This window comes from uncultured Tepidimonas sp. (assembly GCF_938045175.1).
In the GTDB taxonomy this organism is placed as follows: domain Bacteria; phylum Pseudomonadota; class Gammaproteobacteria; order Burkholderiales; family Burkholderiaceae_C; genus Tepidimonas.
Genome location: NZ_CALIND010000083.1, coordinates 1 through 14817, shown reverse-complemented (window position 1 = coordinate 14817; position 14817 = coordinate 1). Strand labels below are relative to the sequence as shown.

The 14817-nt window shown below is 67.3% G+C and carries 12 protein-coding genes and 4 tRNA genes; 11 read left to right on the top strand and 5 right to left on the bottom strand.

Annotation, left to right across the window (positions count from 1 at the left end):
- Positions 1–20: 20 nt before the first annotated feature.
- Both Q0716_RS04280 and hpnC read right to left on the bottom strand, forming a co-directional pair.
- Positions 21–1097: an efflux RND transporter periplasmic adaptor subunit gene (locus Q0716_RS04280; RefSeq protein WP_299020044.1), complete on the bottom strand. Its 1077-nt coding sequence runs from the start codon at positions 1095–1097 to the stop codon at positions 21–23.
- The gene (hpnC, locus tag Q0716_RS04275) at positions 1094–1975 is read right to left on the bottom strand and encodes a squalene synthase HpnC (RefSeq protein WP_299020043.1); all 882 of its coding nucleotides are present in this window, start codon (positions 1973–1975) and stop codon (positions 1094–1096) included. The genes Q0716_RS04280 and hpnC overlap by 4 nt, the downstream gene beginning before the upstream one ends.
- A 238-nt stretch (positions 1976–2213) precedes the next feature.
- Between hpnC and Q0716_RS04270 the strand changes: the two genes are divergently transcribed.
- The 10 genes from Q0716_RS04270 (at position 2214) to Q0716_RS04225 (ending at position 11076) form a co-directional block, all read left to right on the top strand.
- Positions 2214–3188 (top strand): GGDEF domain-containing protein, encoded by a 975-nt coding sequence (locus tag Q0716_RS04270; protein ID WP_299020042.1) that lies wholly within the window; start codon positions 2214–2216, stop codon positions 3186–3188.
- Between the two features lie 57 nt (positions 3189–3245).
- A tRNA-Leu gene (locus tag Q0716_RS04265) sits at positions 3246–3332 on the top strand.
- A 32-nt stretch (positions 3333–3364) separates the two neighbouring features.
- Entirely contained in the window at positions 3365–4654 is a 1290-nt protein-coding gene (locus Q0716_RS04260; RefSeq protein ID WP_299020041.1) for an anion transporter, read from the top strand.
- A gap of 96 nt (positions 4655–4750) precedes the next feature.
- On the top strand, positions 4751–6061 hold the full coding sequence (gene tig / locus Q0716_RS04255) for a trigger factor (protein WP_299020040.1): 1311 nt from the start codon (positions 4751–4753) through the stop codon (positions 6059–6061).
- A 163-nt stretch (positions 6062–6224) separates the two neighbouring features.
- The gene (gene clpP, locus Q0716_RS04250) at positions 6225–6833 is read left to right on the top strand and encodes an ATP-dependent Clp endopeptidase proteolytic subunit ClpP (protein WP_299020038.1); all 609 of its coding nucleotides are present in this window, start codon (positions 6225–6227) and stop codon (positions 6831–6833) included.
- A gap of 52 nt (positions 6834–6885) precedes the next feature.
- On the top strand, positions 6886–8151 hold the full coding sequence (gene clpX, locus Q0716_RS04245) for an ATP-dependent Clp protease ATP-binding subunit ClpX (protein WP_299020036.1): 1266 nt from the start codon (positions 6886–6888) through the stop codon (positions 8149–8151).
- A gap of 84 nt (positions 8152–8235) precedes the next feature.
- Entirely contained in the window at positions 8236–10656 is a 2421-nt protein-coding gene (gene lon, locus Q0716_RS04240; RefSeq protein ID WP_299020034.1) for an endopeptidase La, read from the top strand.
- Positions 10657–10751: 95 nt separating this feature from the next.
- Positions 10752–10827: transfer RNA gene (locus Q0716_RS04235), tRNA-Gly, on the top strand.
- A 62-nt stretch (positions 10828–10889) separates the two neighbouring features.
- Positions 10890–10963: transfer RNA gene (locus Q0716_RS04230), tRNA-Cys, on the top strand.
- 37 nt (positions 10964–11000) lie between these two features.
- Positions 11001–11076, top strand: a tRNA-Gly gene (locus tag Q0716_RS04225).
- 76 nt (positions 11077–11152) lie between these two features.
- Here Q0716_RS04225 and Q0716_RS04220 read toward each other — a convergent pair.
- Together Q0716_RS04220 and gloB are read right to left on the bottom strand one after the other, a co-directional pair.
- Positions 11153–12781, bottom strand: a complete 1629-nt coding sequence (locus Q0716_RS04220) for a transglycosylase SLT domain-containing protein (RefSeq protein WP_299020032.1) — start codon at positions 12779–12781, stop codon at positions 11153–11155.
- Between the two features lie 62 nt (positions 12782–12843).
- Positions 12844–13659, bottom strand: a complete 816-nt coding sequence (gene gloB / locus Q0716_RS04215; protein WP_299020030.1) for a hydroxyacylglutathione hydrolase — start codon at positions 13657–13659, stop codon at positions 12844–12846.
- Between the two features lie 6 nt (positions 13660–13665).
- Here gloB and xerD point away from each other — a divergent pair, with 6 nt between their 5' ends.
- Complete coding sequence (gene xerD / locus Q0716_RS04210) at positions 13666–14568, top strand: site-specific tyrosine recombinase XerD (protein WP_299020066.1); 903 nt, start codon at positions 13666–13668, stop codon at positions 14566–14568.
- A gap of 13 nt (positions 14569–14581) precedes the next feature.
- On the opposite strand, the gene Q0716_RS04205 is transcribed toward xerD, so the two are convergent.
- A partial coding sequence (locus tag Q0716_RS04205) for a DUF455 family protein (protein WP_299020028.1) occupies positions 14582–14817 on the bottom strand: 236 nt, incomplete at its 5' end.

Here is a 14817-nt window from a genome sequence, read left to right as displayed (position 1 = left end):
ACCATCTCCGGGGGTGTGCCTCAGGGGCCGACCGTGATGGGTTGGCCATCGCGCAACGCCTGCTGCCCCTGGGTGACGAGGCGCGCCTGCGTGGGCAGCCCCGTCGCCGGTGCGGGCCGGCCCTCTTGTGCTTGCGTCAGAGGCACGAAGCGCGCGCGTGCTGCCGCGCCCTCGCCCTCGGCCACGAAGACGCCCAGCCGACCCTCGCGCTGTACCAACAGCGTGGCAGGCACGTGGGGATCGCTGGTCTGCCAGCGCAGCAGGCCCGGGGTGCCCGGCGGCAAGGGTTCGCCCAGTAGGCGCAGGCGCACCGTCTGCAGCCGCGTGCCGGCCGAGACGGCATCGACCACGCGCAGCACTTGCGCGCGCCGCTGCGCGCCGGATTCGGCTTCGAAGACCAGTTCCCGCACGCGCTGCAGTGTCTGCGCGTCGGCGGGGGGCAGCGCCGCGTGCAACTCGCTGCCCTCCGTTTGGGCCAGCACGAACAGTGGGGTGCCCGCGGCCACCGTCTCGCCCTGCTGGGCCAGCCGTTGGGTGATGGTGCCGGCAAAGGGCGCGCGCACCACGGCTTTGGCCCGCTGACGCTCGGCGCTGCGCAGCGCGGCTTCCGTCTGTGCCAGGTCGGCTTGCTGCACCGTGAGTTCGGTTTCGCGCAGGGTCAGCGCCTCGGGCGACAGAAAACCCTGTGCCTGCAGTTGGCGCGCGCGTGCCAGCTGGGCCTGGGCCATGCCCAAGCGCGCCTGTGCCGCATCGCGTGCGGCGCGCGCGCGCTCCACGGCCAGCGCTAGGTCGGTCTCATCGAGCCGTGCCAGCACCTGCCCGGCGCGCACGCGCGTGCCCACATCGGCGTCCCAGCGCTGCAGCACGCCACCCACCTCGGCCGCGATGCGCGCTTCGTTGCGTGGTGCCACCTGGGCGCTGACGCTGCGCGTCGGATAGACCGCCACCTCGGCCAGCGGCTGCGCGCGCACGGTGAGCGTGGCCGAGGGCGCGGGCGGGGACGCGGTGGGGGCGGGCGAGGTGGGGGGCGAGCCGTGCGAGGGCGCGGCGGCCAATGCCAGCAGCAACCACAGAGCGGATAGGGGGCGGCGTGTCATGCGCAAAGGGCGGGGTTCGATGGGGGTCGATGATGCCACGCGCGCCACATAAGTAGCGGCAGGTCGCGTGCGCGCAGGGTGGGGCGTTGGTGCAGCGTGCGCCAGCCGAGCGCCTGGATATGCTGCAGCACCCGCAACGCGCCCTGCAGCACGAGGCGCAATTCCCAGCCGAAGCGCCCGCCGATGGCGAGCGGCAAAGACCAACCGGCGCGCAAATGGTGCAGCGCCAACCGACAACCTCGCTGCACGACAGGGGTCAGCTCGGCATCGGTCCAGTCGGCCAGGGGGCGGTGGGGGTCGAGGCCGGCGTGCCTCAGCCACGCATCGGGCACATACCAGCGCCCGCGGGCGCGATCCTGCCCCAAGTCTTGCCACAGATTGACCAGTTGCAGCCCGGTGCAGATGGCATCGCTTTGCGCCAGTGCCGTGGGGGTCTGCACACCCGCCAGGTGCAGCATCAAGCGCCCGACCGGGTTGGCGGAACGGCGGCAATAGTCCAGCAGCTCGGCGTCGTCGCGGTAGCGGCGGCCGTCGGCGGTCCAGCGCACGTCCTGCTCGAACGCGTCGAGCAAATCCAGGAAGGGTGCCAATGGCAGGCCGTGGCGTTGGCGGGCCGCTTGCAGCGGTGCCAGCATGGGCGCCCAGTCCGCTTGGCGCGTGACGGTGTCGTCGTCGCTCCAAAGGCGCTGCAACAGGTCCCGCAGCGCCGCCAACTGGGCCAGCCGTTCGGCGGGCGGGGCGTCGCCCTCATCCGCCACATCGTCGGCCCAGCGAGCCACACGGTAGATGGCCACGACCGCTTCACGCCACTGCGGCGGGCACAGCAACGAGGCGACGGGGAAGTTTTCATAATGATCGACGGCCGAAGCAAACGCCATGGTCGGATGTTGCCACAGCCGCGTGACGCAGTGTTTTTCCGGGGGCTCAAAAGCCCCCGAAACTGGTACGATCGTTCGATGCGTCGCTATCGCGCACTCGAGTAGTGCATGCGATCGGCGCCGGCCCTCACCAGTACAACAAACAGTAACAGCAGCCAGTCTCCAGGGAACCATGCGCCAAGTGTTGCAACACCTCGAGCAGCTCGCGCGACTGACGCGGGGCAGGGATCGTGACAGCATGGACGCGACCCTGGTGGAGGTGATGCGGCCGTTGCTCGATGCCCGGGCCGTGACGCTGTGGGAGGCGGTGCCCGATGCCGACGGTGACCGGCTGTTGAACCGGGCCCGGCTGGAGCGGGGCGCGCCCGTGCCGCAGTCGTCGCCGGCGTGGATGACGCTGGCGGATTTGCCCCGGGTGGATGCCGATCCGCAGCGCGAGCAGGCCTGGCAGTCGCGGCAGACCCGCCTCTTGACGGACGACGGCGCGGCACGGCTGTTGGTCCCCATCCTGACGGAGTCCGACCGGCGTTTGCTCATCGAGGCGGATTTCGACGGCGCGCCCGATCCCCATCGCGTACAGGTCGCCGAGGGCATGGCGCGGATTTTCGAAAATTTCATCAACGTGCTCGAATCGAGCGAGCGCGACACGCTGACTGGGTTGCTGAACCGCAAATCGTTCGACGACGCCTTCTACAAAGCCACCCGGGTGACGCCCCAAGCGCCTGATGGGCCGCACGGGCAGCGGCGTCCCGGCAGCGGTGGCACGCATTGGCTGGCCGTGATCGATGTGGATCATTTCAAATCGGTCAACGACCGTTACGGGCACCTGATCGGCGACGAAGTGTTGCTGTTGATCGCGCGCATTCTGCGCAGTACGTTCCGGCACGATGACCGTCTGTACCGGTTCGGTGGCGAGGAATTCGTCGTGCTGGCGCGCGCAGCCGATGCCACTGCCGCGGCCAGCGCCTTCGAGCGGCTGCGACGCAACGTCGAGGGTTTCCCTTTCCCCCAGGTGGGGCGTATCACGGTCAGCATCGGCTACACCGCTGTGCGCGAGCACGATATACCGGCCGATGCCTTCGAGCGCGCCGACCGTGCGGTGTATCTGGCCAAGGCGCAGGGGCGCAACCAGGTGCGCGGCTACGAGACCGACGTGCAGACGGGCGAGCCCGAAACGCATCGCGGTGCGGGTGGCGACATCGAGTTGTTCTGAACCTGGCGCTACAATCGCGGCCTGTTCCGACCGGGCGCCGATGGGCCCCGAGGCCGTGCGCGGGTGGCGAAATTGGTAGACGCACCAGGTTTAGGTCCTGACGCCAGCGATGGCGTGGGGGTTCGAGTCCCCCCCCGCGCACCAACGGCCCAATCCCCCCTCTGTCTGACGCCCGCATGATTGACTTTGTGCCAGCGCCCGATTGGCACCCCGTTGCCACGGTCGCCGTGTTCGCCATCGTTTATCTCGGCATGTTCCTGGGGGGCTTGCCGCGGCTCAAGCTGGACCGCACCGGGGTGGCGGTGCTTGGGGCCATCGCCATGATCGCGGTCAACGGCTGGTCCGTCGAGGAGGCCGCCGCGGCCATCGACCTGCCGACGCTGGTGCTGCTGTTCGCGTTCATGGTGCTGTCGGCGCAGATGCGGCTCGGGGGCTTCTACACCGCCGTCACCCGGGCCGTCGGTAGCTGGCCGCTGGCGCCGACGGCGCTCATGGGCGCGCTGCTGGTGGTGGTGGCGGCGCTGTCGGCCGTGTTTTCCAACGACGTGGTGTGCCTGGCGGTCACACCGGTCGTCGTGCGCATGGCGTGGCAGCGCGGCTGGGATCCGGTGCCGTGGCTGGTGGCGGTGGCTTGTTCCGCCAACATCGGTTCGGCCGCCACGTTGATCGGCAATCCTCAGAACATGCTCATCGGCTCCGTCATGGGAATTCCGTTCGGCGCCTATGTGCGTGCGGCATTGCCACCGGTGCTGCTGGCGCTTGCCGGGCTGTGGGCATTCATGGCCTGGCGGTTGCGCACCAGCGCCACGCCGACCGTGCCACTCCGTCCGCTGACGGGGGCGGCTGCTGGGGTCGATCTCGATACGCCAGCGTTCGACCGGTGGCAATCCACCAAAGGGCTGCTGGTGGCAGGGGTGCTGCTGATGGTGTTTTTGTTCACCGACTGGCCCCACGAGGTGGCGGCGCTGGTCGCCGCGGGCATCTTGCTGCTGAGTCGCCGTTTGCACTCGGCGCAGGTCATGGGGCTGGTCGACTGGCCGTTGCTGCTGCTGTTTGCCGGGCTGTTCATCGTCAACCACGGCTTCGAGGGTACGGGGTTGGCGGCGCAGGCGGTGGCCTCCCTGGCCGAGCAAGGTATCTCGCTGGCCGATCCGCTCGTGCTGGCCGTGGCGGGTGTGACGTTGTCCAACCTGGTGTCCAACGTGCCGGCGGTCATGCTGCTGCTGCCGCACCTGCAGGGGCACGATCAGGGCGTCACGCTGGCGCTGATCAGCACCTATGCAGGCAACCTGCTGTTGGTGGGGTCGATCGCCAATTTGATCGTGGCCGATCTGGCGCAGCGCGACGGCATCACGCTCGACTGGCGGCGACATGCGGCCATCGGCGTGCCCGCCACCGTCATCAGCTTGCTGGCGTGGTGGGGCTGGCAGGCGCTGGCGGCCTGGACGGGCTTCGCTACAATGTGAAGTTTGCCCGCTGCAGCCGGATCGACCGATTCGCGCAGCGCCGACTTTTGGGATTTGTCCGGCGGACAGGCCCGTTTTCGAACCACAGGAGCAATCATGGCAGTCAATGTCGAAACCCTGGACAAGCTCGAGCGCAAGATCACGCTCGAGCTGCCGCTCGAGGCGATCCAGAAAGAGGTGGACGCCCGTCTGAAGCGGCTGCAGCGCCAGGTCAAGATGGATGGTTTTCGGCCCGGCAAAGTGCCGTTGTCGGTGGTGGCGCAGCGCTACGGCTACTCGGTGCAGTACGAGGTGATGAACGACCAGGTCGGGCAGGCGTTCAACGCCGCGATTGCCGAGGCCCAGCTGCGCGTCGCGGGTCAGCCCCGCATCAGCGAGAAGGACGGCGCGCCCGAGGGGGTGGTGGCGTTCGAGGCGGTGTTCGAGGTGTTTCCCGAAGTCAAGCTCGGCGACCTGTCGGCGGTCGAGCTCGAGAAGCTCGAGGCCGAGGTGGACGAGGCCGCGATCGAGCGCACGCTGGAGATTTTGCGCAAGCAGCGCCGCACGTTCACCCCGCGCGCCGAGGGCGAAGCCGCGCAGAATGGGGATCGCGTGACGATCGACTTCGAGGGCAAGATCGACGGCGAGCCGTTCGAAGGCGGCAAGGCCAGCGACTTCCGCTTCGTGCTCGGCGAGGGCCAGATGCTCAAGGAGTTCGAGGATGCCGTGCTGGGTATGAAGGTGGGCGAGTCCAAGACCTTCCCGCTCGCGTTCCCTGCCGACTACCACGGCAAGGAAGTCGCCGGCAAGACCGCAGACTTCCTGGTCACGGTCAAGGGTATCGAGCAGCAGCAGTTGCCGGAGATCGACGAGGCGTTCATCCGCTCGCTCGGCATCGAAGAGGGCACGATGGAGGCGCTGCGCGCCGACATCCGCCGCAACCTCGAGCGCGAGGTCAAGTTCCGTCTGCAGGCGCGCAACAAGACGGCGGCGCTGGACGCGCTGGCCGCCGCGGCTGAGCTGGATTTGCCCAAATCGGCGATCGAGGCCGAGATCGACCGCCTGGTCGAGGGCGCGCGCAACGACCTCAAGCAGCGCGGCATCAAAGATGCGGACAAGGCCCCGATTCCGCGCGAGCTGTTCCAGTCGCAGGCCGAGCGCCGTGTGCGCCTGGGCCTGGTGGTGGCCGAGCTGATCAAGGCCAACGATCTGCGCGCCACGCCCGAGCAGATCGACGCGCACCTGCGCGAGCTGGCGGCCTCCTACGAGTACCCGGAAGAGGTCGTGCGTTGGTACCAGTCCAACCCCGAGCGCATGGCCGAGATCGAGGCCATCGTGCTGGAAAACAACGTGGCCGACCATATCTTCAGCCAGGCCAAAGTGACGCCCAAACGCATCGACTTTGCCGAGCTGATGGGCCAAGGCTGACGCGTCGACGGTGCTGGCGCACGCCCCTCGTGGGGGGGGCGGCGATAGCGGTGGAGGGCGGACGCGGTCCGCCCTTTTCGTTGGGTCCGCATCGCAAAGTGCCGGGAGCGGTTACAGTAAGACCCCGAACACCCTCTTCGACTTTCTCGGAGCGAAACGACGCATGAGCGCATTGGATGCAAAGAACCTAGGCCTGGTCCCGATGGTCATCGAGCAATCGGGCCGGGGCGAGCGCGCCTACGATATCTACTCCCGCCTCCTGAAGGAGCGGGTCGTCTTTCTGGTCGGCCCGGTCAACGACCAAACGGCCAACCTGGTGGTCGCCCAGTTGCTGTTTTTGGAGAGCGAAAATCCCGACAAGGACATTTCGCTCTACATCAACTCGCCGGGCGGCTCGGTCAGCGCCGGCATGGCGATCTTCGACACCATGAACTTCATCAAGCCTGACGTCTCGACGCTGTGCATCGGCATGGCGGCCAGCATGGGGGCGTTCCTGTTGGCGGCGGGTGCCAAGGGCAAGCGCTTCGCCCTGCCCAACTCGCGCGTCATGATCCACCAGCCGCTGGGCGGGGCGCAGGGCCAAGCGACGGACATCGAAATCCACGCGCGCGAGATTCTGCGCCTGCGTGCCGACCTCAACCGTATCTTGAGCGAGCGCACAGGCCAGCCGCTGGAGAAAATCGAGCGCGACACCGAGCGTGACTACTTCATGTCGGCGACCGAAGCGGCGCAGTACGGCTTGGTCGACAAAGTCATCGACAAGCGCGCCTGATACCGCCGCCCCCGCCATCCCATCCAACGCTACGCAAGGCAACGCACCACCCATGGCCGAGAAAAAAGGCAGCCGCGACAAGACCCTGTATTGCTCGTTTTGCGGCAAGAGCCAGCACGAGGTCAAAAAGCTCATCGCAGGGCCATCGGTTTTCATCTGCGACGAGTGCATTGACCTGTGCAACGACATCATCCGCGACGAGACGGCCAGCACCGAGCTGGGCGCGCCAGCCGTCACCGACACGCTGCCCACGCCGGCCGAGATCAAGGCCCACCTGGACCAGTATGTGATCGGGCAGGAAGCCGCCAAAAAGACGCTGGCGGTGGCCGTGTACAACCACTACAAGCGGTTGCGCCACAACGATGAGGTCAAGAAAAGCGGCGTCGAGCTGGCCAAAAGCAACATTCTGCTCATCGGCCCCACCGGTTCGGGCAAGACGCTGCTGGCGTCCACACTGGCGCGCAAGCTCGACGTGCCGTTCGTGATGGCCGACGCCACCACGCTGACCGAGGCCGGTTACGTGGGCGAGGACGTGGAAAACATCATCGCCAAGCTGCTGCAGACGTGTGACTACGACGTGCAAAAAGCCCAGCGCGGCATCGTCTACATCGACGAGATCGACAAAATCACGCGCAAGTCCGAAAACCCCTCGATCACGCGCGATGTCTCGGGCGAGGGGGTGCAGCAAGCGTTGCTCAAGCTGATCGAGGGCACGGTGGCCAGCGTGCCGCCCCAGGGCGGTCGCAAGCATCCCAACCAGGACATGCTGCAGGTGGACACGACCAATATCCTGTTCATCTGCGGTGGCGCCTTTGCGGGGTTGGAGAAGATCATCGAGCAGCGCACCGAAGCCTCGGGCATCGGGTTTGGCGCGGCGGTGCGCAGCAAGCGCGAGCGCCCGGTCACCGAGCTGTTTGCCCAGGTGGAGCCGGACGACCTGGTGCGCTACGGGTTGATTCCTGAGTTGGTGGGTCGCCTGCCGGTCGTCACCGCGCTGGCCGAGCTGACCGAAGACGCGCTGGTCGATATCCTGACCGTGCCCAAGAACGCGGTCGTCAAACAATTTGCCGAACTGTTTGCGATGGAGGGGGTCGAACTGGAAGTGCGACCCGCCGCCCTGCGAGCGATCGCGCGCAAGGCGCTGCAGCGCAAGACCGGTGCGCGCGGCCTGCGCTCGATCCTCGAGCAGGCACTCATGGATACCATGTTCGAGTTACCCAGTCTGCGCAACGTCGAGCGCGTGGTGGTGGAAGAAGCCACCATCACCGAGGGCAAGGCTCCGTTGCTCGTCTACCGCGAAGCGGCCAAGCAGGCCTGAGCGCGTATCCCGGCGCCGGGCGCACGGGGCGCTTGAAGTCCGGCTTCGCCGCCCCCAACTGTGCCGCGAGAAAGGAACCCTTCCATGTCCGGACAAACCCCGCTTCCCCCCCAGCCCGTCGAGCTGCCGCTGTTGCCGCTGCGCGACGTGGTGGTGTTTCCCCACATGGTCATCCCGCTGTTCGTGGGGCGGCCCAAGAGCATCAAGGCGCTCGAGGCCGCGATGGCGCACGAGCGGCGCATCGTGCTGGTGGCCCAAAAGACCGCGGCCAAGGACGAGCCCAAGCCCGGTGACCTGTTCGAGATGGGGTGTGTGGCCAGCATCCTGCAAATGCTCAAGCTGCCCGACGGTACCGTGAAGGTGCTGGTCGAGGGGGTGCAGCGCGCCAAGGTGCTGCAGGTCGAGGAGGGCGAAGCGCACTTTTCGGCCAACGTGCTGCCGGTCGATGCCGAGGCGGAGCAGCGCGGGGTGGACCCGACCGAGCTCGAGGCGCTGCGCCGCGCCGTGATGCAGCAGTTCGACCAGTACGTCAAGCTCAACAAGAAGATTCCGGCCGAGATCCTGACCTCGATCGCCAGCATCGACGATCCGGGGCGGCTGGCCGACACCATCGCGGCGCACCTGCCGCTCAAGCTCGAGGCCAAGCAAAGCGTGCTCGACCTGGAGCAACTGGTGGCGCGGCTGGAAAACCTGTTCGCGCAGCTCGAGGCCGAGGTCGAGATCCTCAACGTCGACCGGCGCATCCGCGGGCGCGTCAAGCGCCAGATGGAGAAGAACCAGCGCGAGTTCTACCTCAACGAGCAGGTCAAGGCCATCCAGAAAGAGCTCGGTGAGGGCGAAGAGGGCGCCGATCTGGAGGAACTCGAGAAAAAAATCAAGGCCGCGCGCATGCCCAAGGAGGCGCGCAAGAAAGCCGAAGCCGAGCTCAAGAAGCTGCGGCTGATGTCGCCCATGTCGGCCGAGGCCACCGTGGTGCGCAACTACATCGACGTGCTGGTCAACCTGCCCTGGAGCAAAAAGACCAAGGTGCGCCACGACCTGGCGTATGCGGAGGAGGTGCTCAACGCCGACCACCACGGGTTGGAGAAAGTCAAGGAGCGCATCCTGGAGTACCTGGCGGTACAACAACGGGTGGATAAGGTCAAGGCGCCCATTCTGTGTCTCGTGGGCCCGCCGGGCGTGGGCAAGACATCGCTGGGCCAGTCCATCGCGAAGGCCACCGGGCGCAAATATGTGCGCATGGCGCTGGGCGGCATGCGCGACGAGGCCGAAATCCGAGGCCATCGCCGTACCTACATCGGCGCCTTGCCCGGCAAAGTGTTGCAAAACCTCACCAAGGTGGGGGTGCGCAACCCGCTGTTCTTGCTCGACGAGATCGACAAGCTGGGCATGGACTTCCGCGGTGACCCGGCGTCGGCCCTCCTGGAGGTGCTCGATCCCGAGCAGAACCACACCTTCCAGGACCACTACGTCGAGCTCGACTTCGACCTGTCGGACGTGATGTTCGTGGCCACGTCCAACTCGCTCAATATCCCGCCGGCGCTGCTGGACCGCATGGAGGTCATCCGCCTGTCGGGCTACACCGAGGACGAAAAGGTCGCCATCGCGCTGCGCTACCTGCTGCCCAAGCAGCGCGCCAACAACGGGGTCAAGGACGACGAGCTGGAGGTGACCGAGGCCGCGGTACGCGACATCGTGCGCTACTACACACGCGAGGCCGGTGTGCGCGCGCTGGAGCGCGAAATCTCGCGCATCTGTCGCAAGGTGGTCAAGGGGTTGCTGCTGGGCAAGATGCAAAAGCCCGTCGTCGTCACGCCAGACAACCTGGCCGACTTTTTGGGCGTGCGCAAATACACCTATGGCCGCGCGGAACAGCAAAACCAGGTCGGCCAGGTGGTGGGCCTGGCATGGACGGAGGTGGGGGGCGATCTGCTCACCATCGAGGCGGCGATCATGCCGGGCAAGGGCAACGTCATCCGCACCGGTTCGCTGGGTGACGTGATGAAAGAGTCGGTCGAGGCCGCGCGCACCGTGGTGCGCAGCCGCTCGCAGCGGCTGGGCATTCCCGACGAGATGTTCGAGAAAAAGGATATCCACATCCACGTGCCCGACGGTGCCACGCCCAAGGATGGCCCGAGCGCGGGTATTGCGATGACGACGGCCATGGTGTCGGCGCTGACCGGCATCCCGGTGCGGGCGGACGTCGCCATGACGGGCGAGATCACGCTGCGCGGCGAGGTCACGGCCATCGGTGGCCTCAAAGAGAAGCTGCTGGCTGCGCTGCGTGGCGGCATTCGCACCGTGCTCATCCCCGAGGACAATGTCAAAGACTTGGCCGAGATCCCCGACAACGTCAAGCAAGGGCTGGAGATCGTGCCGGTGAAGTGGATCGACCGCGTGTTGGAGTTGGCGCTGGAGCGCATGCCGCAGCCGCTGCCGGAAGCGGTGCCAGCAGTGGTCGAGCCCGCGGCAGCCGGGGTCGAGCCACCGGCGGTCACGCATTGAGCGGCGCCGACCCCGCATCAGAAGCGGCCGATTTTTGGTATAGAATAATGGCTTCAGACGGCGCGACGACAACGTCGCTGAAGTTTGAAAATCCTGCGGGAATAGCTCAGTTGGTAGAGCGCAACCTTGCCAAGGTTGAGGTCGCGAGTTCGAGACTCGTTTCCCGCTCCAGATTTTGGGTCGCTGGGTATTCAGTGGCTCCAACCGGCGGTCTGCCGGGTAGAACCGGTCACGGCGCGGTAGCAAAGCGGTTATGCACCGGATTGCAAATCCGAGTAGGTCGGTTCGACTCCGGCCCGCGCCTCCAAGATCGGTCACGGCCTGTTGGTGACGGGTCGTGCCAGGCGGGAATAGCTCAGTTGGTAGAGCGCAACCTTGCCAAGGTTGAGGTCGCGAGTTCGAGACTCGTTTCCCGCTCCATCGTTGGATGCAAAGGCAAGTCAGGTGGCTTGCCTTTTTTCTTTGGCTTTGGGGCCACCGCGGGCCCCGTGGCACCTCAGTTCGAACGGGATTTTTGCGGCACACGCGCGACCCGTGTCGCGGGCGGGCGCGCCTGAGCAGGCGCCTTGGCCTGCGTGCGTCGGGCTTTGTCACTGGTGCGCGCCGTCGCGTTCCGGGTGGCTGGGCGCGCCACAGGCACCTGGATTTCCAGCGTCTGGCCTGCGCGCAGGCGCGCGTTCGGGGCCAAGCCGTTCCACGCCACCAGATCCGCCGCCCGCACCCGGTGCCGTTGGGCCAGGCTGGCGATGGTGTCGCCCTTGCGCGCCTGGATGCGGACCGTGCGGGTGGCAGGCCGATCGGGCGCGAGCATCAGCTGCCCATGGTCGGCGAGTTGCTCGGGTACGTCGCGGTCGAGCTTGCCTTCGCGTGGCACCAAAATCGTGGAGCCCGCTTTGAGTCGCATGCGCGGTGGGATGCGATTGGTTTGGCGCAGCGCGGCCTCGTCCCAGCCCACCTGCTGCGCTGCCTGGGCGGGGCTCATGTCGCGCGGTACGCGCCACGCGGTCCAGCTGGCCAGTGGCCCCTGGTGACGCGCCAGCCGTTCGGTGAAGCGCAGCGCGTTGTCCCACGGCAGCAAGATCTCAGGTGTGCCCGCCGCCATGATCACCGGTTTGTTGTGCGCGGGGTTGAGCGTGTGGAAGTCGGCTTCGGAGACGTCGGCCAGCCGGGCGATGAGCGCGACATCGATGTCGCGCTCGATGCGCACGGTGTCGAAAAACGGGTGGTTGCCGATCGTGGGCAGTGCCACGTGGCGTTGTCCTCGTGCCCGCACCAGGTTTTTCATCGCCTGCAGCTTGGGCACGTAGTGACGGGTCTCATCCGGCATGCGCAGATCGAGGTAGCCGGTCGGCAGGCCCGCGGCTTGGTTGCGGCGGATGGCGCGTTGCACGTTGCCCTCGCCCCAGTTGTAGGCGGCCAATGCCAGATGCCAGTCGCCAAACATACGGTACAGCCGCTCGAGGTAGTCCAGCGCGGCGCGGGTCGATGCCAGCACGTCGCGTCGGTCGTCGCGAAACGCGTTTTGCTTCAGGTCGAAGTGCTTGCCGGTGGCCGGCATGAACTGCCACATGCCGGCTGCCTTGGCGTGCGAGACCGCCTGCGGGTTGAAGGCGCTCTCGATGAAGGGCAGCAAGGCAAGCTCTAGCGGCAGGTCGCGGCGCTCGATCTCCTCGACGATGTGAAACAGGTACTTGCTCGCGCGGTCCGCCATGCGCTGCAAATAGTCGGGGCGGCTGGCGTACCAACGCTCCCAGTGCGCCACGCGCTCGTCGTCCAAATCGGGCATCGCAAAGCCGTTTTCCATGCGCTGCCATAGGTCGGTCGGGGCGACGACCGGGGCCACGGGTTGCACGCTCGGCACGGGGGCAACCGCCACGGGTTCCGCGGAAGGCGCGTTGGCCGTCCCGCTCGTGCGGCCGCCGTCTGTCACGGCGCCAACCGGGCCACTGCCACGGGTGGCGGGTTCGCTGATGGGAGAGACCGGGGTACCGACCCCGGTCGTCACGGGGCGGGAAGGCGCGCGGTCCTGCGGGGTGGCGGTGGGCGGTTCGGCCGTGGGCAGGGTGCCGCACGCCGTGAGCGTCAGTGTGGCCAGGAGCGAAACGAGTCGTCGTAGAACCGTCATGGAGCAATGTGTCGATAGGAGGCGCAGCGGCGCATGGTCGAGCGCTGGTGCGGCGCGCGCGGTCAGCGAAAACCGTCTTTCCAGCGGCGCAGCGCGGCGAATACGGCGACATCCGTGTCGGCCGCGGGTTCCCGTTGCTGGACCGCGCGGCGCACGCCGGGTTCCCGGCAGCGCAAAAACGGGTTGATGTGGCGCTCCGTGCCTAGCGTGCTCGGCAGCGTCGGCGCACCTTCGGCGCGGCGGGCCTCGCACCAGACGGTGTGGGCGGCGAGTGCCGTATTGTCCGGCTCGACCGCGCGCGCAAAGCGCAGGTTGGATAGGGTGTACTCGTGGGCGCAGCAGATCCGGGTGTCGTCGGGTAGCGCCGCCAGGTGGTCCAGCGACGCCAGCATTTGTGCCGGCGTTCCCTCGAACAGGCGCCCGCAGCCGGCGGAAAACAGCGTGTCGCCGCAGAACAGCCACCGCGGCGTGCCGGGTGGTGCGTCGTTGACGTAGGCGATGTGACCGGCGGTGTGGCCGGGCACGGCGAGCACGCGCCAAGCCTGACCGAGGGCAGGCACGACGTCGCCGTCGTGCAGTGGCTCGACCGGGCCCGGCAGGGATTCGCCAGCGGGGCCCAGCACGCGGCAGCCAGTGGCGGCACGCAGTGCCGCGACGCCCCCAACGTGGTCGGCGTGGTGGTGGGTCAGCAAAATGCCCTGCAGCCGAAGGCTGCGCTGGGCGAGGGTTCGTTGTACCACGGCGGCATCGCCAGGATCGACGACCCAGGCCGTCTGCCCATCGTGCAGCAGCCAGATGTAGTTGTCCTGGAAGGCGGGCAGGGCCTCGACGCACAAGGCTTCGTCGCGGGAGGGGCCGCCACACGGTACCATCGTCATATGGCGATGATAGCCGGCGATGATGCCTTGGTCGATCGTTTCGTGGACGCGCTGTGGCTGGAGGACGGTCTGGCCGAGCGCACGCTGGCCGCGTACCGCAGCGATGTGCAAGCGTTCGGGCAGTGGCTCGCGGCATCTGGCCGGGGGCTGCTGCAGGCGGGCCCGGCCGAGTTACAGGCCTACATGGCGCAGCGCCTGCCGGGCAGCCGGGCCAGTTCCAGCAACCGCCGCCTGTCGGTTTTCCGGCGCTTTTACCGTTGGGCGGTGCGTGAGGGTCTGCTGCAGGCCGACCCCACGCTGCCGCTGCTGTCGGCCAAGCGGCTGATGCGCGTGCCCAAGACCCTCACCGAGGCACAGGTGGAGGCGTTGCTTGCTGCGCCCGACGTGTCCCAGCCACTGGGCTTGCGCGACCGAGCGATGCTGGAGCTGATGTATGCCACCGGGCTGCGCGTGAGCGAACTGGTGGCGCTGCGGCTGTTCGAGGTGAGCCTGGCCGACCAGGTGCTGCGCACCACGGGCAAGGGCAGCAAGGAACGGCTGGTGCCTTTTGGCGACGTGGCCGCCGATTGGTTGCGCCGCTACTTGGCCGAGGCACGACCGGTGCTGATGAGCGGGCGCACGGGGGACGACTTGTTCGTCACCGAGCGCCACGGGGCGGCCATGAGCCGGGTGATGTTCTGGATGCTGGTCAAGCGCTACGCGCGCGCGGCGGGGATCGTGGCACCGTTGTCGCCGCACACACTGCGCCATGCCTTCGCGACGCACCTGCTCAACCACGGGGCCGACCTGCGGGCGGTGCAACTGTTGCTGGGGCACACCGACATCTCGACCACCACCATCTACACGCACGTCGCGCGCGAGCGCCTGCGTGCCTTACACGCACGCCACCACCCGCGCGGTGGGGGCTGAACCCCTTGGCCGGTCAGACGGCCTGCTCCAGATAGGCCAATTCCTCTGCGCTGAAGCCTGCCCGCGCACGCGCCTCGGTGTTGTACGGGGGTTTCAGGCGCGGCGCGCGGTAGGTGCGCACCAAGTGCCGGTAGTGCGCCACCGGCTCTAGCCCCGCCTGCACGCATAGCCAGCGGTACCAGTGGTTGCCGATCGCGACATGGCCGACCTCGTCGTGCAGGATGATGTCCAAAACGGCACACGTCTGCG